The organism is Escherichia sp. 94.0001, assembly GCF_013369155.2.
Lineage (GTDB): Bacteria > Pseudomonadota > Gammaproteobacteria > Enterobacterales > Enterobacteriaceae > Escherichia > Escherichia coli_F.
On the sequence record NZ_JABWMS020000078.1, the window covers coordinates 1 to 20,284 of the forward strand.

At 50.4% G+C, this 20,284-nt stretch carries 18 protein-coding genes and 2 pseudogenes; all 20 read right to left on the reverse strand.

All coding sequences use genetic code 11. The features are described from left to right. Positions 1-55: 55 nt before the first annotated feature. Positions 56-1,909 (reverse strand): annotated as a pseudogene (traU, locus tag HEN33_RS21860) (IncI1-type conjugal transfer protein TraU); the annotation flags it as partial. Positions 1,910-1,998: 89 nt separating this feature from the next. Continuing rightward, positions 1,999-2,799 (reverse strand): IncI1-type conjugal transfer protein TraT, encoded by an 801-nt coding sequence (gene traT, locus HEN33_RS21865; protein WP_001164788.1) that lies wholly within the window; start codon positions 2,797-2,799, stop codon positions 1,999-2,001. Next, on the reverse strand, positions 2,783-2,971 hold the full coding sequence (gene traS / locus HEN33_RS21870) for a putative conjugal transfer protein TraS (RefSeq protein WP_001277255.1): 189 nt from the start codon (positions 2,969-2,971) through the stop codon (positions 2,783-2,785). Before traS ends, traT begins: the two co-directional genes overlap by 17 nt. A 63-nt stretch (positions 2,972-3,034) precedes the next feature. Then, on the reverse strand, positions 3,035-3,439 hold the full coding sequence (gene traR, locus HEN33_RS21875) for an IncI1-type conjugal transfer protein TraR (RefSeq protein ID WP_000086960.1): 405 nt from the start codon (positions 3,437-3,439) through the stop codon (positions 3,035-3,037). Between the two features lie 50 nt (positions 3,440-3,489). Beyond that, a complete protein-coding gene (gene traQ / locus HEN33_RS21880) occupies positions 3,490-4,017 on the reverse strand; it encodes a conjugal transfer protein TraQ (RefSeq protein WP_001055569.1) in 528 nt (175 codons plus the stop codon). Further along, positions 4,017-4,721, reverse strand: a complete 705-nt coding sequence (gene traP, locus HEN33_RS21885) for an IncI1-type conjugal transfer protein TraP (RefSeq protein WP_000801920.1) — start codon at positions 4,719-4,721, stop codon at positions 4,017-4,019. The genes traQ and traP overlap by 1 nt, the downstream gene beginning before the upstream one ends. Beyond that, a complete protein-coding gene (gene traO, locus HEN33_RS21890; protein ID WP_001271997.1) occupies positions 4,721-6,010 on the reverse strand; it encodes a conjugal transfer protein TraO in 1,290 nt (429 codons plus the stop codon). The genes traP and traO overlap by 1 nt, the downstream gene beginning before the upstream one ends. 2 nt (positions 6,011-6,012) lie before the next feature. Next, positions 6,013-6,996 carry an IncI1-type conjugal transfer protein TraN gene (gene traN / locus HEN33_RS21895; RefSeq protein WP_001191878.1) on the reverse strand — a complete coding sequence of 328 codons (984 nt, stop codon included), beginning with the start codon at positions 6,994-6,996 and terminating at the stop codon, positions 6,013-6,015. A 10-nt stretch (positions 6,997-7,006) separates the two neighbouring features. Continuing rightward, positions 7,007-7,699 (reverse strand): DotI/IcmL family type IV secretion protein, encoded by a 693-nt coding sequence (locus tag HEN33_RS21900; RefSeq protein WP_000138552.1) that lies wholly within the window; start codon positions 7,697-7,699, stop codon positions 7,007-7,009. Beyond that, complete coding sequence (locus HEN33_RS21905) at positions 7,696-8,043, reverse strand: conjugal transfer protein (protein WP_001055900.1); 348 nt, start codon at positions 8,041-8,043, stop codon at positions 7,696-7,698. Before HEN33_RS21905 ends, HEN33_RS21900 begins: the two co-directional genes overlap by 4 nt. Before the next feature lie 17 nt (positions 8,044-8,060). Next, positions 8,061-11,828 (reverse strand): annotated as a pseudogene (locus HEN33_RS21910) (LPD7 domain-containing protein). 89 nt (positions 11,829-11,917) lie between these two features. Further along, positions 11,918-12,469, reverse strand: a complete 552-nt coding sequence (locus HEN33_RS21915; protein ID WP_000014584.1) for a phospholipase D family nuclease — start codon at positions 12,467-12,469, stop codon at positions 11,918-11,920. Positions 12,470-12,483: 14 nt separating this feature from the next. Beyond that, positions 12,484-12,774: a hypothetical protein gene (locus HEN33_RS21920; RefSeq protein ID WP_001299214.1), complete on the reverse strand. Its 291-nt coding sequence runs from the start codon at positions 12,772-12,774 to the stop codon at positions 12,484-12,486. Next, on the reverse strand, positions 12,771-13,919 hold the full coding sequence (traJ, locus tag HEN33_RS21925) for a plasmid transfer ATPase TraJ (RefSeq protein WP_001024972.1): 1,149 nt from the start codon (positions 13,917-13,919) through the stop codon (positions 12,771-12,773). The genes HEN33_RS21920 and traJ overlap by 4 nt, the downstream gene beginning before the upstream one ends. Further along, positions 13,916-14,734: an IncI1-type conjugal transfer lipoprotein TraI gene (gene traI / locus HEN33_RS21930; protein WP_000646097.1), complete on the reverse strand. Its 819-nt coding sequence runs from the start codon at positions 14,732-14,734 to the stop codon at positions 13,916-13,918. The genes traJ and traI overlap by 4 nt, the downstream gene beginning before the upstream one ends. Continuing rightward, positions 14,731-15,189 carry an IncI1-type conjugal transfer lipoprotein TraH gene (gene traH / locus HEN33_RS21935; RefSeq protein ID WP_001079808.1) on the reverse strand — a complete coding sequence of 153 codons (459 nt, stop codon included), beginning with the start codon at positions 15,187-15,189 and terminating at the stop codon, positions 14,731-14,733. The genes traI and traH overlap by 4 nt, the downstream gene beginning before the upstream one ends. A 394-nt stretch (positions 15,190-15,583) precedes the next feature. After that, positions 15,584-16,168: a histidine phosphatase family protein gene (locus tag HEN33_RS21940; RefSeq protein ID WP_000977517.1), complete on the reverse strand. Its 585-nt coding sequence runs from the start codon at positions 16,166-16,168 to the stop codon at positions 15,584-15,586. A gap of 59 nt (positions 16,169-16,227) precedes the next feature. After that, on the reverse strand, positions 16,228-17,430 hold the full coding sequence (locus HEN33_RS21945; protein ID WP_000976353.1) for a conjugal transfer protein TraF: 1,203 nt from the start codon (positions 17,428-17,430) through the stop codon (positions 16,228-16,230). An 85-nt stretch (positions 17,431-17,515) separates the two neighbouring features. Continuing rightward, a complete protein-coding gene (gene traE, locus HEN33_RS21950; protein ID WP_001238927.1) occupies positions 17,516-18,340 on the reverse strand; it encodes a conjugal transfer protein TraE in 825 nt (274 codons plus the stop codon). Between the two features lie 150 nt (positions 18,341-18,490). After that, a complete protein-coding gene (locus HEN33_RS21955) occupies positions 18,491-19,645 on the reverse strand; it encodes a tyrosine-type recombinase/integrase (protein ID WP_001139958.1) in 1,155 nt (384 codons plus the stop codon). Between the last annotated feature and the right edge of the window lie 639 nt (positions 19,646-20,284).

The window sequence follows — 20,284 nt, forward strand, 5'->3', positions numbered from 1 at the left end:
CCTGTTTACCTCTTTCTCAGGGAGTTTAGTCTCCAGGATTCCCGGGGCGGTTCAGGTTGATAATTTGTCGGGTGTCTCCGGGGTTACAGGGTTGACCGGTACCGGTATCGACACAGAGAGCACACAGCACCGATGACATGAAATTCTTTTCCGGCGTAATAGGCTTTTTAGCGCCGTACATCACGTCAAAAAGGTTACGGGTGTATTCCGGATCATTGCTCAGAATAATACCGACAGCTTCGTCTTTTCTTTCCGGAGGAAGACTGTCGCGAATAAGCTGAACCAGTCCCTGAGCACTGTATCCCTTATCGATATAGGCAATGAAGGGCAGGTTTTTCTGAGCAGATGATATCTGTATTTCCGACAACGTATTAATCAGAACTGATTTACCCAGTCCCGGATCGCCTGGTGCCAGTTCTGTATGTTTATTTTGTTGGGATGACGCCAGACCAACCTCAAATGCGGAACCGTCTTCTGTATGTAACATCAGATTCCCTTTGCCTCGCCAGACAGAGCCTGCCCTGTTAAGCGGGAAAAGCGAGATGGCATGTGACAACGGGGGATACAGGGGAACCGGGCCGGAGCCTCCGGACGCCGCGAGAATGGTATTCACCCAGGCGCGTCGGGGATCGCCAAATGTTGTCGTGGTGCCACATACGCCCCAGCCTTCAATGGCCGATTTCAGAATGGCCTGGTTTCGTGCGCATATTTCACGTGTTTTTCCCCACGTGGAGGCCATGATGGTCATTATGCAGACAGGTTCTTTTTCATCCGTTGCCGCCAGAGTCATAACGGATTCATACATTGGACGAACGGCAGAAATGAAGCTGCTGTAAGTCAGAAGCGTTTTCTTCAGATTAAGAGCCTTCATCCCGCCGGGCATCAGATCCATTCTGATGCGCCAGGGGACTGCGCGGGGGACGGCACGGACCAGTTCGTTAAACGTCTGCAGATTTTGCGGAGGTAAAGTAATCGATACCATTCCGTGCCAGAGTCCGCCCGCCTGAACCAGGTTGCCCTGTGTGGTCACCTGCGTGTTGAATAACTGCAAATGCAATGAAGGAGCATGTAGTACGGATTCATCGTCAGTCCAGCGATATCCCGCTGGCTGGGCATCTTCAGGCAGGTGGGGTTGCCAGTTACGCGGTGTGCTGTACCGTTCTGTCTGACGACGTATTTCACGCCCGACCTCGTGTATATCCAGTAGCCGGAGAATCAGGCCATCAGATGAATGTCTCAGTGCCTGTTCCACATTATCAAGAAAAGCTTCGTGGCGGATTTTCAGTGCAGATAAGGTCCACTGCCAGGGGGACTGGGCAAAGCGTGCTTTCGGTACCCGTTCAGCCAGTCTTCTGACAAGCTCATCATGGGCGGTGCGATCGCTGTTGCTGATAAGGTCGGGTCCACTCCAGATCGCCAGCCAGCAGCGCTCCCGGACCAGCCATGGGGACAGTGTTGTGACTTTCTCATCGACCACATCCTGTAACTGGATACCTGTATTAGCCAGTGAGCGTTTTTGTGGGGCGACCATGTCTTCGATTTCTTCTTTCCCCATTTCAGGGTCACGCTCGAAAACGCAGCTGATTTTATGACCGCTGTTTTTATATGCCGTATTCAGGCTGTCACTCATGCTGGTGATCAGCGATTCCAGTGAACCTGGGCCAGTCTGGTCGGATGCTTCATCCATTTCCCTGAAAGCACCGCTGACTTCAAAGACAGAGAGATATTCTCCACGCTTTGTGGCTGCAATATAGGGCGAATTAAGCCATGGGCGACGTTCACGATCCTGTCTGTCCAGACCAATTACAGTACGTAAATCGCAATACTCAACAAAACTGCTTGCGACAGAGAAACGGGATAGCGTGTTCAGACAGTCTTCGATAGTGAAGATGAAACGGTTTATGTTCATAGGTGAGGGAACTCCGGACTTACAGGAGGGAGGTTTGTGCAGTTTGATTTTTTTAATGCCACCCCGCGCTGGAGTGGCATGAAGAAAAATCAATCAACGTATTCTTTTTTGATGAATGAATCTGGTGTCAGAATCAGGGCAATCCCGTTCATTTTTTCACGCAGGGGCGAACGACCAGAAGGTGGATAGCGACGAAAAACGTCAGCGAAATCGGCCGGGCGGAAACTGCGGAATTTATCCTCAACCGCCAGTCTGTTTTGCATCAGTGCAGAGAGCGCTTCCCGTCCCCGCCGGACCCGGAACTTATCATTACTGAAAACTTCCTGTAATGAACGACGGTTAAGGGCCACGACCGTGGATGGATGAAGGTCGGGTAGCCACACCATAACGCCCTGTGCTGCGGCATAACCATTCAGTGAATGCCAGGCGTGGCAGAAAGCACATAAGCTGTAAGGCGGGCCGTCTTCATGAAACAGTTCCTGCTCTTTCTCTGACAACGACTCTGTACTGGTGATTTCAGCTTTCTGTACATGGCGGAGTGAAAGACGTCTGGCAGACAGACGGGCCTGCTCAAGCGCCCGTTCAGCGGCTTTTACTGCCGTGTTGTACTTTTCCTTTTCGCCGGTTGCGACTGGTTCACCACGCTTTTTTAACTTATCCAGATGTTCTGTGGCTTTATTAAGACGAACTCGTGTGTCACTGATTGTGTCGGTAAGCTGTCTGAGTGGCCATGAGTCATCCAGTCTGAAACGGTGCCTGACGTTTTGCCGGCAGCAGATACATCGACCGGGCGTTGTTAATTCCGGTTCCGGTAACAGTGGCTCCTGTGTATGAACCACATCAATTTCTGGAAAGGGATACAACCACAAGTCTTTAATGCTGTGTTGCATGAGCAGGCTCCGTACTGGTGTAACGTTTCACGGCTTCCAGAATGATGTTTGCGATTTCATCGGAACAGCATTCTGCAAAAATGAATTCCTGATCGTCCCGACTGTCGTGGGCAATCACATTGCCGTTTTCTGTTCGTCGTAACGTTATGTGCTCCGGGCTCCAGGCAGACATATGTGCCTCCTTGTATTGCCGAACAGGAAGGGCACCGGATAAATGCCAGTGCCCTGGACAAGATTAGCCAATGGAAATTGAGGAAATCCCCAACTGTTTCTGGCTGCGACTCATCATTTCAGGTCCGGCGACAAGTACCGCCCCAATGACGATAGATACAATGCAACTAGCCAGTCCCATCCCCCCTTGTTTCCCAACTTTTTTCAGGCCAATCAGGCCCCCGAGAAACAGAATTACGCCGATGAACTGCGCAATAGTCAGTGATGATGACTGTGCTGTTTTGGCACCTTGTTCGACATTGCGAACCATATCGGCAAGATCTCCATCGGCAAGAACGGCTTTGGGCAGCAACATCATGGGAATGAGCAGCAGGAACTTAGTCAGTTTGCTCCGGCATGACATTACAAACAGTTGTGCGTGGATAAATGCGGCGTACAGACGGGCCGCTACGACACGAATACGTGACATAGTTTCTCCTTAAATGGATATATCAGTGGTTTATATGAAGGTGAAAAAAATCAGAAGACGATTCCAATGCTTGCCAGCAGGGCATTGAGGACACGATCGATAAAGACCAGCAGGACGCCGGCAATAAATTTGACGTTTCCCTTACTGACGGATTCACTGGCACTCAGTGCGGTATGTCCATCGAGTCCGGCCTTGCGCCAGATGGATATCCCGTTCATTACAAATCCAACACCGGCCAGCTTGGCCAGCGACAGAACTGCATTTGCTGCGCCAGCAGCAGCGCCAAACGTCTGAGGTTGTACATATGCAATCGGGCCAAATGAGTCAGCCCTGAATCCCATTTGTACGCCTCCGGCGTTAATCATTGCCGGGAGTGATACGAGCATGCAGCTGGTTAACATCCCCGCAATAAATTTTCCGGGAGACATTTTTACCGGACCGGCTGAACGGGCGCGGGCAAACAGGGTAATCATGCTGATCACCCCGATGAATTCTCCCCAGGTAAACAGGAAATCCATTCCGGCACTGAAAATACTGCTGGCAAAGTTCTCAATGGCGGTCAGGGCATCCATGTTCATCAGCGTAACGTCCCTGCACTGGTGATGATGGTCCGGGTAGTCGGATCAATCCGCTGGATCACCACATTGCCCAGCGTCTGACCTTCTCTGACAGCCCAGGTACTACCCTGCCAGCGAATCCAGGCCATACCAGTTTCCATCGACATGATTTTCATTCCGTTAAGTACAGACGACGTTTTTTTCTTTGCTGGATGCGGTGTGGAAGAGGATTCAGTGACGCTTTTCTGTGTCATTATTCCGTTCAGGCGGCTCCGGATATCATCCAGCTGACGGCGTGTTTCCTGTGCGTATTCTTCATCCTTTTTTATAGCTTCGCCCAGCTTGTTAATGCTGTCGTGAAGCATATTCAGTGTTGCCTGAATTTTTTCATCGCGGTTATCCAGCTCTGTTTTTACATCCCGGGCAAGCTGGCTCATATCTTCTCCTGTCCGGACAGTCATAGTCTCAGTGGACTGAACGGAAGGTGATGATTCTTGTGTGGTTTGCCAGGTCTGTACGCCAGCATCCGCATCATTAAACGGAGGCATGCCTGTTTCCGATGGCGCTCTCAGGAACAGATACCATATGGCTGCGAGCAACACGACTGCACATAGCCCCCATGTTGCTACAGATATCCCCCAGACGGAACGTTTCCAGAAGGGGGCGGGTTTCTCTTCGGGTTCACCGAAGCTGCCGGTTTCATCTATTTCTGTTTCAGGTTTCATTATGGTGTCTCCGGTTGTTCATCATACCGACGTTGCATCACAGCTTTTCTTTGCTCCATGGCTGTCTGCATTCGTGCCTGCGAGCGTTGTTCCGCCTGTGATGTACGATTAACTGAAGGGGAAATGCCACTGGAAAGGGAAGATGACCTGGCGTCGTTTGTCATTACCGGGTCAACAAACAGAATTGATACGACTTCATGCTGATACACTTCTACCTGTTTATAGGGCTCACTTTCTGCCTGGCGGGTTAATATCTGACTTCCTCTTTCCGCCATACCACCGGCAATAACGCCCGCAACAGCTTCACCACTGGGCATTCCCACGCGTCCGGTAACCGTGCCATAGTTACCCTGAATAACCTGCGTGTTGGCATCTTTATAAAGTGTGCCAATACTGCCCACACCTCCTAACACTGACGGCAGAATGATATGTTTAAACCAGCGTGTATTCACATTGCTGGCCACGGATGACATCAGGTTGTCTTCCCGTTGAGCATATGCATTGACCTTAAGGTCCATGCCGTTCCAGCTCATCCGGTCGAAATGGATCTCCACGCCGTTACCCACCAGTTTGACTCCCGGACTGAACAGCGTTGCCCCTGCCCAGGGGCCAGCGGGAATGGTTGCGATAACCTTGGATGACGGGTTATCAGAATCCACTGCAGTATCAATATATGCCGGTATACGGGTCAGAGCAGGTATCAGTTGTATCCCTTTTTCTGCTACAGGCGTGGACAGGCTGGCATTCTTTAATGCGAATTGCTGCGTACCATTCTGCCCTGTTGTTTCTGCCGGAGATTTATTCCACATAGTCGTTGCTATGGTTGGTGTACTACCGGCAGGATGCTGATCTTTTATTCTTACAATCAGCTTTTGCAGCCGCTCCATACGTTTTTCACTGGCTGCTCGATCCTCCTGTGGTGTGCCGGAAGCCTGGCGATGAGCATAGTTTTCCGGTTTTGCTGCAGGCTGTTGTTGCTTTTCCTGAGTGTCCGGAATATCAAGCCCCTGTGGAAGACTGGCAATGAACGTCTGATTATTGCGGGCTGCAGCTGCGGCCCCTCGTTCATTATCCGCTCTTAACAGTTCACGATAGTGAGGCGTTTCGGTAACGCTGCGCGTTCCGCCGCTTGCTGCACTGTTAATGTTCACGGCTGACTGCATATCGCTGTTACTCCCTGATAGTTTGGAAAACGCGATATAGCCGCCGCCAAATAAGATGATGCTGCCCAGTCCAAGCAGGGCAGCCAGTTTCTTTCCGGATTTACCGGCATCCTGTTCAGCACTCATGATTACTCCAGTTCTGGTGTCACGTGAATGGACTGGCCATTCACAGAGAAAGTCAGTAGTGGGGTGACGGGAAGTTTCCAGAGATGAGTTCCGTCGGCAGAGGACAAGGTCTGTTCAAATTCATCGCGCAACATCGCCCGGGAACGAACCAGAAGGTCATCGCCGTGTTGCCAGATCGTTGTATCCGGGACATTACCTGTGAATTTCAGCCTCTTAACTGAAGGGTCCCGGGGAGGAATACCATCCAGAAATGCCTGTAATGTTGCATCATGCAGGGCGATCTTATCCGTCGGGATGGAGACAACCGGGCTGGTTGGTCCCTGCCGTGGTATTCGCAGATCCAGACGACTGTCCATTTCCTGACTGGATGACGGCGTATCTGTTTCGCCACTGGTTACGTTCAGGATGACCGGTACCGACAGACCTTTCAGGTAGACAGAAATATTTCCGGATGCCCATGGCCGCAATGGTGTGATTGTCACCATGTTCTCGTTGTACTGCACATCAAAGAGTTTTGGTGCCGCGTTATAAGGAGGATCGGATTGTGGCCATGGTGAACCGTTGATATCGGTAAATGTCACCACGCTCAGGTTGTTCATGGCTGTGCGAACAAGAGGAAGGCTGGCACCGGGGGACAGATTAACTGTCAGAGAGCTGATACGGGGTACAACACTGGTGATGGGCGCATTGATGGCCCGCTCGTTATCCGCCATGAGACTGCGTAGTGAGCGAATCTCATCGGCGGAGAGCTCAGAATCAAGCCTTGCCGCATCCTGTACCAGCGGGCTGGCCTGCCCGGGGGCAGGCAGCTCACCTTTTACCAGTGTTGCCGGAACACCTCCGGTGTTTTGGGAGGCGTTCTGAACGTGATCGCTGGCAGAATTTGTCGTTTGTGGTGTGCGTGCGTTCTGCCATCCTGCGTTATCTGCAGACGTGGCGGCGCTGCACACCAGGAGCAGTGTGCTCAGTAAATAACGTGATTGCATATTACTTATCTCAGGAGTTCGGTCCGGCGTTACGGGAGATCATCTGCCGGATTTCCATACCGGATGGTTTCAGTCTGGGGTCAACACGCTGGATGGTGATTTCGAAAACAAAAGACTGTTCTGGCTTGCTGGTTGTCTGGCCGACCAGACGCATACGGACAGGATACTGGAATGTCCAGAACCATACGCCGTCGGACATTTGTCCCTGTCGTACCAGAACGCCAGCACCTGTCGTGGCGGTCAGATTCATCTTCTCTTTCTTGATCGTCTCCAGAATGTTAGATGCCTGTAATGCATTCACATATCCGACAAAACCTTCGTCAGAAAAACGCGGAGACAGGGAGGAGATCTGTGAACGATAGTGCACAAAATCCAGGTTGAATGCGGTCGCCAGTGCCTGGCTGCCAAAGGCCATTGCATCATTCTGACTCCATGCTGGCTGACTTGTTGGTGCCAGCCTGACCAGACGACCATTGTCTGTAGCGAAATATTCGCGCTCCACATTCGTTGAGTGCCAGTACTGAATGGCGTTACCAGTAATACTGATAAGAAGACATGTGCCCGTACATAAAAGCGCTTTTATCAGCGCAGGGACATTATTTGCCCGCTGTTCTGACTGCTTCATAGCCCTGATTGTGCTCTTCAGTATTTCCGGGTCAGGTGCCGGATGTGATGGCGAGGATGGCTCGGTATTTTCGGTCATAGGTTGTAGTCCTTCCAGGGATCAATATTCCCCGGCAGCTTTTCATTCACCTTGTCCACGACCGCGTCGCAGACCTGGTTTTCCAGCTGCGACAGAATGTCGTCAAGGCTGGGGAACTGGGGGAGGTTTATGCTGATTTTTTTGATTCGTGACAGACAGGACTGCAGGGATGAGGAAACATCGTTTTCACGTTGTGACCATGCATCCGCAGCTGCACGTGCTCGCTCATATCCTGTATTACTACCGGCCTGTGCCGCGCTACCCGCACGACAGGTTGCAGCACTTGCCGTGGATGAAATCAGGATAAGGCCGAGCACGGCAACCAGAGACTTATGCATGTTCATATGGCTTCCTTACCGGCTCATCGGCCGGGGCTGTGGGAGAGATCCTGATGCAGAGTTTTTTCCTGCCTGTCCTCCGGCTTTTGGCTGTTGGACCACTGCTGCCATGACTGCTCGAAGCCCAGGTTCCGGTACAACGCATCAGGTTGTTTTTCCGGCGTGTAGACAGCAGCAAAAAGCGGTTCTTCCCGGGTTTTCAGATGAAACTGCATAAGCTCCGGTGCAGGGCGATTCGTGCTGTCAGCATCGTGGTTTACCGCTTCACCATAACCTGCAAAGCGTAAACCTTTGTCGGTCAGCGCATTGATAACCAGCTGACTGTTGTCGGCTGATGGGGTGGCCAGTGCCGGATACAATGTGCCGTTCAGCCGGACCACACCCTGCAGATGTTCATCGGCACTCTGGACAAGTAGCAGGTTGAGTTCACGCGTATCCTTATCCACTGATCCCAGAACAGGTGTCAGCTTGTCAGGGGCTGCGCTGGTTATTTCTGTTACCTGATTTGCGTTCTGTGGCGCGGAGACCGGATGTCGGTCTTCACCGATAAACAGATGTGAGCCGACGTTTTCTGGCATACGTAACGCTTTCATCTCTTCGGGCCACCCCTGGCTGATTTGCGCAGCCACTTTCATAAAGGTTTCGACCGGAATCGCCTGAATACGCTGACCTTTATCCGGATTATCATGTGATACCGAGATCCCGTTGGTAACTGACTCCATGGACCACTTATTCCGGAAACGTGCTTTTTGCTCTCCCGGGAGGATGAATTGTTCGCGGTTCTAAAGTGTCAGTGTCACCACGTCACCTTTCTGGTGGTTTTTGACCAGACTTTCCAGTTGTTCCCCCCAGTAGAGTTTGCTGCCACTGCGGTTTTTAAGCTCAACAAAGAAACTCTCTCCTTTGCCGGGTGCATATTCAGCACGACCAAAATTGTGCAGTACGGCAGTCACGCTCTCTCCCGGGCGAAGTTTTCCTGGTGGTTCTTCACCTTGTGCCGCATCTGCCGTTTTGCCAGGTTCAGCCGGTGATGATGCAGGGACGGTGCTGACGGTTGATGCTTCAGGGGCTACTGGGGACGCCGGGGATTGTGTGGCTTCTTTTTCCTTAACAGGGTCTGGGACTGCTGGTTGTTCAGGGGTATTCCGGTTAAGTTCCGGTGTTGGCTTATGGGTGACAACAGTATCCTTACCGACAGCCATTTCCTTGCGTAATTTTTCGAGCGCCGCTCGCTGATCCGGGAATTTCATGCGCACTTTGATGTTGTGCTCGATGATCAACTGCATCGCTTTTTGCTTAAAGGCATCACTGCCCGTCAGCTCAATGACACCACCATAAAAATCAGTGGCCACAGCAAGTGCAGCCAGAACACTGCGATCGTCATTGCTGGCACCGTTGACCATTTCCAGCCGGTTTACCCGGTCAATGAAGGCAGGTTTGCCATCCAGTTTGTACAGGACGGTTCTGTCTGCTCGTTCTTCACCTTCCAGCGATTTAATGATTTCGTCCAGATTGAGCGATATCGGTACATCAGGGCGTTCCGGGGCGTAGACAATACTGTCAGGTGCCGGTGTGGTCGTCGTGGTTTCCGGTGAGGGGGTGGGATCACTGTTCTCATGCGCCTGTGAATCCGTTTTTTTACGCGTAAAAAAGCCACGCGCTTTGTCGAGAAACGATGAAGTATTATCAGAAGATGATGTGCTCTGAACAGGTTGCTGTGGAGTGGGGTCATCCCGGACAGCCGGTTCTACTGTATCTGTTGTGGCCTGAAGTTCTGACTCATCAGCCTGAACGTGGCCTGTGTCCGGTTGCGACGGCATATCACTGTTTTCCTGCAGATGCTCAGGATTTTCATTGTTCATCAGCTCCTGATATGCGCTGTAGTTTTCGTATTCTTCGGGGCCATCTGACTCAGGAAGGAACGGCTCTGGCTGAAGGGGAATGTCTTCAGTTACATGGTTGACCGCCTCTTCCCGGGGAGTATCCGGGGATATTCCGGTGCTTTGTTTGTCATCAGGCTCCGTCATCACGGTCATTTCCTCTTTGACTGCATCAGGGGAAGGTGATGGCTCGGCTGATTCATTCATGGTTTCAGATGAGGGACTGTCTTCAGGGGATGCGGGGGTGGCAGCAGGGGCCGGTATTTCAGGTGAAGTGCCGGATTCCTGTTGTGACTCGTTTTTTTCCGGTTGTGACAGTTCGGCTTCAAATTCACGCCAGTCTTTATCTGTGGCCACCGAGACAACTTTTTCCGGAGGTTCCGCCGGATGAGCGGGTTCATCAGGGGCAGACGCCGTTGTACTTTCCGGGGACGCCGGTGATTCTGCAGGGGAGTCCTGAACTACAGAGCTTTCCGTTTGCGCCTGAACGTTATCAGCGTGCCGCTCATCTTTGCCGTTATTTTCAGTGGCGTGACTGGTAAATGACTGTGTTTCATCAGCAATGTTACTGCTGGAAGCAGCTGGTTGTTCCTGCTGCGTGGCGGACGGCAGAGAAGGTCCCTGGTCATGGCTGTGCCCTGTATCGGGTGATGTTTCAGGATATTCTGTCGGAGTCATGGTTTTTTCCTCAGTGTGGACCGGTGTAAAAACGAGGTTGCCTATCACCAGTGCCTCGCGCATTTCCGGGGTGTTACTGTTGGGGGTGGAAACCCCGATGTGTTCTAACTGGGCGTTGATGACATGCTGAAAAGCGGCCCGTCCCCGGCTTGCGTCCAGGTCATTGAAATCGGTCAGCCCCTGCGCTTTTTCGGCATCGGTGAACGCAGGAAAGATGACCGATCCTCCTGTCAGTTCTGCGGCTTTTGTTGCACTGACGATACCTTTGTTAACCCGGATTGCATGATCGTTGTCGGCACAGAAGATAAAGGGGCTTTGCGTCCACTTTTGCCGGGCATTTTCGGCAACGGCAATCATGTTGCCTCCATCCACCGTCATCAGTACCGGAAGGCCCGTGGCTTCGTGCAGGGAGGCCGCAGTGGCATAGCCCTCGGCAAACAGTACCGGCTGACCGTTGCGCGGTGTGCCCAGCGCAAACCAGTTACCGGTTTTCTCCGAATCTATCAGGATGCGGGCATCTTTCCCCCCGGTGACCGGAATACGCTGGTAAGAGCGTATCGCGCCGTTACGGTTACTGAAGGGAATAACCAGTTCATTTTTGTTGTTTACCCGCACCCCCGGTGCAGCCTGAATGCCTTTCCGGGTCAGGTATTCATGTGCTGTGGCCTGCGGCCATTTGTTGATATAGCGGCGGGCATACGCGGCCTGTCGGTTGTACTGTGCTTTCAGTTCCCGCTCCGCGTCCTCCCTGCGTTGCATTGAATGCGCTTTCAGGTGGAGTCTTGCGCGGGGATCTGTCTGTTCTCCGCCGGAGAAGGTCCAGGTGATCGGCGAATTATCCGCGCTGCGATAATCCCTGTACCAGCCGGCAGGTCTGCCGTCCAGGAATCCGCGATATGCGCCACTTTTTTGTCCTTTTTTGTCATCGGCGGTCGGGACACGGTGGATTTTCCCGTCCATGACCGGCAGTTCTTTCAGAACCAGTCCGGCATTCTCCAGAACCTGGGCAAACTCGGTGACCGGATCACTGCCGTTCATGGAGACGTCCTGTGGCCGGGGCAGCCAGCGGTCCAGCCTGGACAGGTCCGCCCCCGGGCGGGCGAACCAGAGTTTGTGCTCCTTGTCCCAGATGACGGGCGTGTGCCCGTTCATCGGGGGATGTGCTTTTTTGAGATCTTCTATTTCATCTGCAGGCACGGCAAGCCAGGTGCGGTAGCGGGATACAGACGGCATGAGTGCTTCTCCTGAAAAAAGACGGAAAAAAACCACCGCCGGAAGCCGGGGGTGGCTGGGGGGATAGAAAATCGGGGGAGAAATGTTTGTCAGGGTCTCCAGTCTGTACCCTTATTCCAGCGATCCTGCCAGTGTTCAAGATATTGTGCGGCTACATCCGGCATATTCTTGAGCACAACGACATTCTCTGAATTCTTGCGTGCAGCAGCACGAGAGAAGTTATAGGAGCCAGTTTCAACCGTGTTTCCGTCAACAATGATGACTTTGTCGTGATGGATGGGGAAGGCATCTACAGTCCGGAGAGGAATGTCCAGCAGGTTGATATATTTCATCGCTTCCTGACTTGCCCGGTTCGTATTCCCCTTGTCATCAACAACAATACGGACGTCCACTCCGCGTTTTTTCGCTTTTGCCAGCGCATGCATTACATCCGGGTCGGTGAAGGAATATGCCATCATCCTGATGGAGCTTTCCGCACTGTTGATTGTGTCAAGCACCAGAGCGGATGCGCTTCCTTCAGGAGAAAAGCCGACCTTCACGGATGGCGTGTCGATCATTGCAAACGATGGTGTCGTGAACAGTAACGGGCATGCCAGTAGCGATACCCGGAGCAGAGTAACGATAGTTTTTTTACCTGACATAAAGACTCCAGAATTTAATCGAGGCCAGTCCAGTCTCGTGGTGATTCCGTATGGTGGCGATACCACCATGGACGACCGGAGGCGATGGCCCCTCTCAGAATGCTGAAAATGCGAGTACAGATCGTCCTGACAGTCCAGCCTGAACGGTCGAGAATAACGAAAAATAAAATGATGCCGGTGCAAATCCAGAAGGTTGTTTTGGAGGGAAAGGGGCATATAAACAGATAAATCATGGTGAACGGCAGAGGTACGCCCTGGATGTTGACTGGCGGTGTTGCATATCGCCAGAAACCTTCTCTTTTCATGACCGTAACTCCCCTGGCGGGATAAAAAGAATCGCTTCTCTTCGGTCAACTTCATTCCGGATATACATTTCCAGAATCTGGTCCCGGATACGGCGCTTCTCCTGCCGGATTATGGCATCAATGTGATGCCCCCACTCTGCATGCGGCATTCCGGAAAGATTGTCGCGAAGCTCATCGTTAATGACGATATATTCCCGGACGGCTTTACGACCACCGTCATTTGTTCTGACCAGAACCTGAACCAGAATGAACTGCAACAGTGACAGGACAGCCCAGGCCATCGAATCCCTGATGACAGGGGGAAACAGCCCAAGAAGACGTGCCAGCGTTTCACCAGGAGATTTCGTATGCATGGTGCTCAGGCAGTAATGCCCGGTGTTGCCTGCCTGTACCGCTGCGTCGGCGGTTTCGTTATCCCTGATCTCACCAACACCGATAATTTCGGGATTACGTCGTACAGCAGAACGCAGTCCGGCAGCAAAACTGACCACATCACGCCCGATTTCTGCCTGATGCGGTGGGAGCAGATCGTTTTCATTTCCCAGGATATATTCCACCGGGTCTTCATATGTCACGATTTTGGCGTCGGGGAAATTGTCCATAATGTAACGGTACAGTGCTGAACACAGCGTTGATTTCCCTGACCCGGTTTCACCACATACAAATCCCAGACCGCTTTTGCAGACCATTGCTTCAAGCAGGTCTGGTTCAATGTTCATGGAGAGGATGTCCGGTATTTCTGTCGGGATGACACGCATGGTTATTGATATTGCTTTCTCCTCCGCACCAGATGTGCCCTGAATGAGGTGAGAGCGTAACCGGATGCGTTCTCCGCGTTTAAGACCATAGCGACCGGATGCATCCCCGTTAATCTGTATCGTCCTGTCAACCGGATTGCCTGCCAGAACGCGGGGAATGACTTCCCGACCGAACAGTTCATCAATCAGGGAGGACATGAGTGTGGTTGGTAACGTTGCACTGGAACAACGCACCCGTCGGCCAAAGCGACTGACAGATACAGGTGACCCGCCGGTCAGATCCACATCACTGACTTTATGTGCGGCACACCAGACAAAGAAATGCCGTAGTTCATCTGCCGTGAAACGCTGAAACGGAAAAAGACCAAACTCATCAGGAATATTCATCGGGAGCCTCCTTCAGTGCCTATAAGCGGACGCCAGTGAGATTTCTGAAGATTGAATTCCGCATGATTTTTAAGGCGACGAACACGATCTCCAGTGACCAGTTTTTTCCCGTCACCTGTAACGGTTTGCATTTGATCAGAAACATCCGGACGGGTGATCATGCCCTGACGCCAGAGAAGTGAGTACAGCATCATGCCCCGGTAATCACGGGTGAGGGTTTTCTGGTTGGCTTCAAGCGTCAGGTCGGCGTTTTGTCTTCCTTCCTGCCATCCCTGCCGTAATGCGGTTTCCCACACTTTTCGTTGCACGCTGTCTTCTGGAACGACGCTGCCTTCTGTACCCGGAGTGGCTGTTGTTGAAAGCCCCCGGAGAAGCCAGTCACGCCAGCCCGGTGGATTGCTGACAAAGCGTTCAGGGCGAATGATGGTCCAGACCCGGGAAGAGGTCCGGATTTGATCTGGCGTGATATGAGCTACGTCCTGTGCTTCATCAATAACCGGTGGTAGCCAGCCTTCCGGGCTAATCAGTGGCCGGAAATCGTATAAGGCATTAAGTGTGCTTTCCCGGGCGTTGAGTGCCTGAATCAGCTCCCATGAACGCTGAGCCTTGCCACCACGAAATCCAAGCGTTTTACCTGCGTCGGTCAGCATTTTCCAGCGTGTTTCTGACAGACTATCCGGCTTTTCACTTCGTGGTTTAAGCCATGCATTAATGTCAGGTGGTGGCGTATTGACACCACCTGGCGAGATGGTAGGGGAAGAAGAACAACCAGTAAGCAGTATTACTGGCAAAATGAGAGAGGTGAGTGCTTTCATTTTTTCCGGTTCTCCGGCTGCATGAAGCTGACCTGTAACAAGCCCGGATATTGATGGATTGTTGCTCTCCAGGCTGTCTGGGCTTCAATAAGTCTCAACGTATTGGAAAACGTCATATCCCGGACGTGAAGGTTGACTGGTAACGGCAGGCGGACACCATTGTAGTTAAACTGCATCCCCCTGACTCTGGCCAGTTCGTTCAGTAATTCAATTGCATCACCTTCCCAGTCAAAGGAAAGGCGATCGCTGTTAGCTGTCAGAAGATGAGACCCCGTTGAAACCGGAAGTTGGCCGGAAAACACACCTTTGTCCCATAATGTGTACTGAGTGTGCCGGGTAACCGCCACATCAGAGGCAGCACCGTAGTTACGCGGAACAGGAGTATGCTGAGAAGGGGAGTTGCAGCCAGCCAGAAAAAGGGCGGCAAGACACCCCGCAGGTATAATACGGTTCATAATAATTCCTGAGCAGTTAAATCAGAATGGGATATACCGGTGCTCCGGTACAGACAGGATGATGTTTGTTTCCGGCTATACTTGCGTTACCGGAAATAAATGCCAGTGTGGCCAGGTAAATAGCCTCATAGTTTACTGAAGGTGATTATTCCTGATACTGGCTGGTTGATGTGTCGTCAGACATAAAACGAATATGAGCGTAATCTTTAACGCTCCGCGCCGAATCGATCCATGATGGATGACTCGACGATTTATGAATCGAACGTACCGGCGCTTGTCCCTGAAACAGTTCCCGGCCCTCGTCCGGATAACCTGCAATTCAGACAGGCACATGTGCCCGTACACTCTTGTATCTTACTGAGTATATCAGAATTTATGTAAATTCAAATATCCTCTATGCCTCTTTGTTGTATTTTCCGTCAAGTATGAGCCGGGTACCATCGTAATGCATGATCAGGGCATCAAGGTACGCCGGTTTGAATTTCTTGCCGAGCCTATCTCTGGCCAGAAATGATAAACAATGATTATGTGTCATTATTACTATGTTCCTTTTATGAGATTCTCTTGCGATTGATTCAAGCGTCTTATAAAGATCATTATTGCAGTCTGATAAACTGTCCATAACGACGGGTTCTTTACCGGAGAAGAATTTTGCAGTTTGTATGGTTCTTACCGCATTGCTGGAGTAAATATCATATTCACTGAAGATTGTTGCGAACTTAATACCTTCCTGCTGTGCTTTCTCTGTACCGGTAATAGTGATTCCGCTTTTATCCGAATAGCATGGCATATCTGAACGGTCGCAATGTTCTCCATGGCGGAAAAGGAAAATAACGGTGTTATCAGCATTAATTTCTTTTGCCTGTTCCAGGGTGATATCGGGAAGCGAGCTTTTTGCTTTTGTCACTGCCGCTACCAGGAAAACAGAAAATAAAAGAATGAATGCTGTTTTTGAATAAGAAGAACGTGGTTTCATCATGTTATTTAAACTGAATATAAAAATACCCCCGGGTTTAGTGCCGGGGGCGGGGACAGTAATCAGAAAGTGAACTGAAGTTGTGCCATTGCACCGTAATCGTGGTCAGTTCCTACCAGGCCGGAAACATCGATATGTACGACGTCAAATGGAGAGATACCAACGCCAGCGGTGAAGGCGCTTCCGGAGTTTGATGCCATGTTCTGACGATAACCGGCACGCAATTGCGCCCATTTCCATGCGTTAAATTCAGCACCAACACTTGCAAACTGACGTTTGCTGTCAGAAGTGAAGCCACTGGCAGGAGTCAGATCAACGTCAAGAGCAGTGGTAAACAGGTCATTATGCCAGGATACACCGGCGGTTGCCTGTGGACGAACTTTGAAGGTTTCTTTAAAGCCATTGACGACTTTAGTATCAATACTGCGTGGAATGATGTTCTGGGCAACAAGACCGACAGTCCAGTTGTCATTCAGGTCTGTATAAGCACCAATATCGGCGTTGAATCCGTTTTTCGTGTTGTGGTACTTGTCACCGTCAAAATCGTCTTTGTCGTAATCACGAACCGTTACGTTGTAGTTAAACAGGTCCACACGCTGATATTTTGGTGTGACGCCAAGAGACCATTTTTGTCCGGCCGTTTCCAGTTCTTTGGCAAATGAAATTCCGACGTCAGTAATTACAGCTGCACGCCCGAATGCGCGTGAGGTCAGGGCATTCTTATCGACGTCGGTAATTGTTCCATTGGCAACTTTGTCCAGATAATCCAGGTCTGCATCGTTTACTTTTCCGTTTACGCTGACAGTTCCGTAAGACTTGACCATAAGGGCAAACGGCAGAGTGTCATTTGCCATGGCTGCTACAGCTGATACACCTACCTGAGCATCTGCATTGATATTGCGGAATTCCTGCAGACGATGTTTAAGATTTGCTGCTGCCTGTTGTACGCCATGCTGGTTATCAACAGCACTATCAAACAAATCCCAGTCATCTTTAACATCATCAGCTTTATTTGATACATCATCAGGATCAGCAACTTGTGCCCCAACAGACGGCAGAAGAAGGCTGAAATCATCATTGCTGTTGTGCTTTGTCAGTAAAGCCGGGTTTGCCAGAGGTGCCACACCATAATGGGAAGATGCTACCCCGGTGCCCCCCATTGCATCGTTACGTGCTTCAAAATATGACGTCGCTGCTGCAGCGTTAAAGGAAAATAATACAGCAGATGCAATGATGGTGCGGGTAATATGATTTTTCTTCATCATTTAATTTCCTGTTTATCAGAATTTAGACAAAACAACGCTATGACACGGATGTGCCGTAATTTTTTACTTTGGTACTATCTGGTATTTACCAGGGTAATAAAGACGTATTAAATAAGCTAACAGGTAGTATTTGCCCTGTAATAAGGTTCCCGGCAAGGCCAGGTCTCAACGTGACGCGTCGCAAAGACATTGTTGTATTCTGCCTGGTTGTATATTCAGTTAACCATTTTCTTTTTTCATCGTTCAGAATTGTTGGTGATAATGATAGTGCCGGATATATTACAGAACCATTTATTTCTTTTTTCTGTCTCAATATTACCCCGTAATATTCTCTTTTCGTGTTTCCTGCGAAGGGGAAACTATGCCAGAAAATAACTTCAGTGTTGCTGCTATCATTAATAAGCATTCTGAAATTATCAGCAGTATCTGGCCATTCACCGGACAACGCTATCGGATAGTTTTCATGGCCATTCAGCCAGTCCGGATTGAGATTAAAACATTCAGCAAGATGTTCGAGAGCGTCAGCTGAAAGATAGTCTGCAAGTCTGGCCGGGTCCTGTATAACCGTGGAGCGGATATTCCATGGCGACAGCAATGTTGCCAGTAATGGCGCATTTATATCATGCGACAGCATGATGTATTCAATTCTGCTTATTATGTTCCCTGCGGTGTTATCCGCAGGCATAAACATATTATGAAGAGCATCCTCAAGCAGGATTCGGGTTAAATCAGCGGTGGATATGGCTAATTGTTCGCTCATTATCCCCAGAACTTCTCTTACCCCTTGGGGGTAACGGACCTGCAGAGGTGTCGGGTTTATCTGACGACCGTTGATGAGTTTTTCGCCGATTGCTTTTTTGTCCAGCGAGAGCATCATTCGGGCCGCAATACCGGTCGTATTCAGTCTCATTGTTCCTCCGACTGAAAAAGTCTTTTCAGCTCATGTGGTTATTGTATCTTCGGTGTTTTTTCTGGTGAAACGAATAATTTCGATCATGCAGATCGAATGTGTTTGGCGAGTTGTTGCAACTCGCCTTTCTGTATGTGTTTTGAATGATGTTTACAGCGGGGTGCTGCCCGGGTTCAGAGGGCAAATCATAATGTAGTCAGGGTCGTTAACAGGTAACGCTCCGGGAGATGGGACACGTTCGCCTTTCTGTGCTGCAATGGCCAGTGTACGCAACAAAACCTCACTGGCGCGGTGAACTGCTTCCTCTTTCGTTGTGGCAGTGACGTGAAGGTTATCAAAATCACCGATCTCAATACGATGCGCTTTCTGCCCATTTTCTTCATTGATGGTCGTGATATGGGCAGGATACGGCACAAACCATGCTGCCACTTTTTGTGTCTGCCGCCGGCGGGCATCAAGTTTACTGACCAGTTGCCATGCACGAAGATGAGTATACCGTTTCAGCATATTCATGGAACGATGTCCTGATATTGCAGCAATCTCCATTACATTCAGGCTACCCAGTTCGAAGAAGCGGCTTATTGCTTCATGCCGTAGATCGTGAAAATGCAGGTCCTCGATGCGAAGTCGTTGTGTGGCTATTCTCCAGGCATTTTTAAAGCCGGATGCGGTGTAATCAAAAACATTGCCGTGGAGATTAACGGGCATCATCTGAAGAAAGTTACGGGCACGTCTGGACAGAGGAACATCCCGTGAGTGACCGTTTTTGGTTTCAGGTAAATGAGCCACACCGTGGCGCAAATCAATGTGCTCCCAACGTAAGGCCAGTATTTCGCCCTGCCGCATGGCTGTCTCAAGGGCAAGATGGAAAATGACATACAACATCAGATTTTTTTCGCGGAAATAGCGAGAAAGGCGACGTTCTTCTGAAGACGTTAGCCGGCGATCTCGTCCGGAGGATACTTTCGGCTTGCGAACCAGTTCAACCGGGTTAGTACGACAGGTTCCCCATTCAACACGAGCAATATTGAACAGAGATGACAGAAGGGCGAGTTCAAGACGTACAGTATTACCTGTAATGGGTTTACCCGTTCGGGGGTTGATTTCTGCTAAACGAACGTCTCTGTATGTAGCAATATCAACGGTTGTTATTTCGTCCATATTCCGAAGGGCAATGGGATATCGCTTGATAACATTGCTCCGGTAAAACTCCTGTTGATGCCCTTTCTTGTGAACAGAAACTGTTTTCAGGTACTTATCCAGTGCGCGTGACAGGGACATTTTACGGATGCGTGGAGACGGCATGCTAACCTCAAAAGAGGCAAAAAATAATGCCAACAATCATTCTCTGCAAGCGTGCCAATCCGGTACCTGGAAATCATCATCAGCGTCGATATGGACGAATATAAAAACATTTACGTTATATCCCAAAAACACACAGGTCTTAGGGAGGTTTAAACTGTGTATTAACACCTATCGTATTGACGGGCGTGAAATGGCAGAAACAGAAGTCGTTCCTATTGACATGCCTGACTCTAACGGCGAGATGACTTGGCAAGCCAAAAACTACACACAGTATTCGTCCTACTTTATGAAGATTACTTGCTTGAAATAGCTTATTGGCAAATGGCATATACAGTTATTGAACCATTCTGATCTTCGGTTGTATCGCACGCAGCCGACCATGAGTTATTGGCTGATGGGAATGACCTGGTAAGCCATATGTAACCAGTTCGTGAGGTGCATATTCCGCCGCCACCTGTAACACGTTTTCCAGTTGGACAAGTAGCTGTTGCTCCAGGAAAGCGCCAACCTGTGGCCTGTGCTGTAGCAATTTGAAGCTCACCAGATCCTACCTTTCTCCAGGTACCGGATTGGCACGTAGGCCAGTGCCAATCCGGTACGTGGGGGACAATAGGTGGAAAACTCAAAGTTACTCAGCTT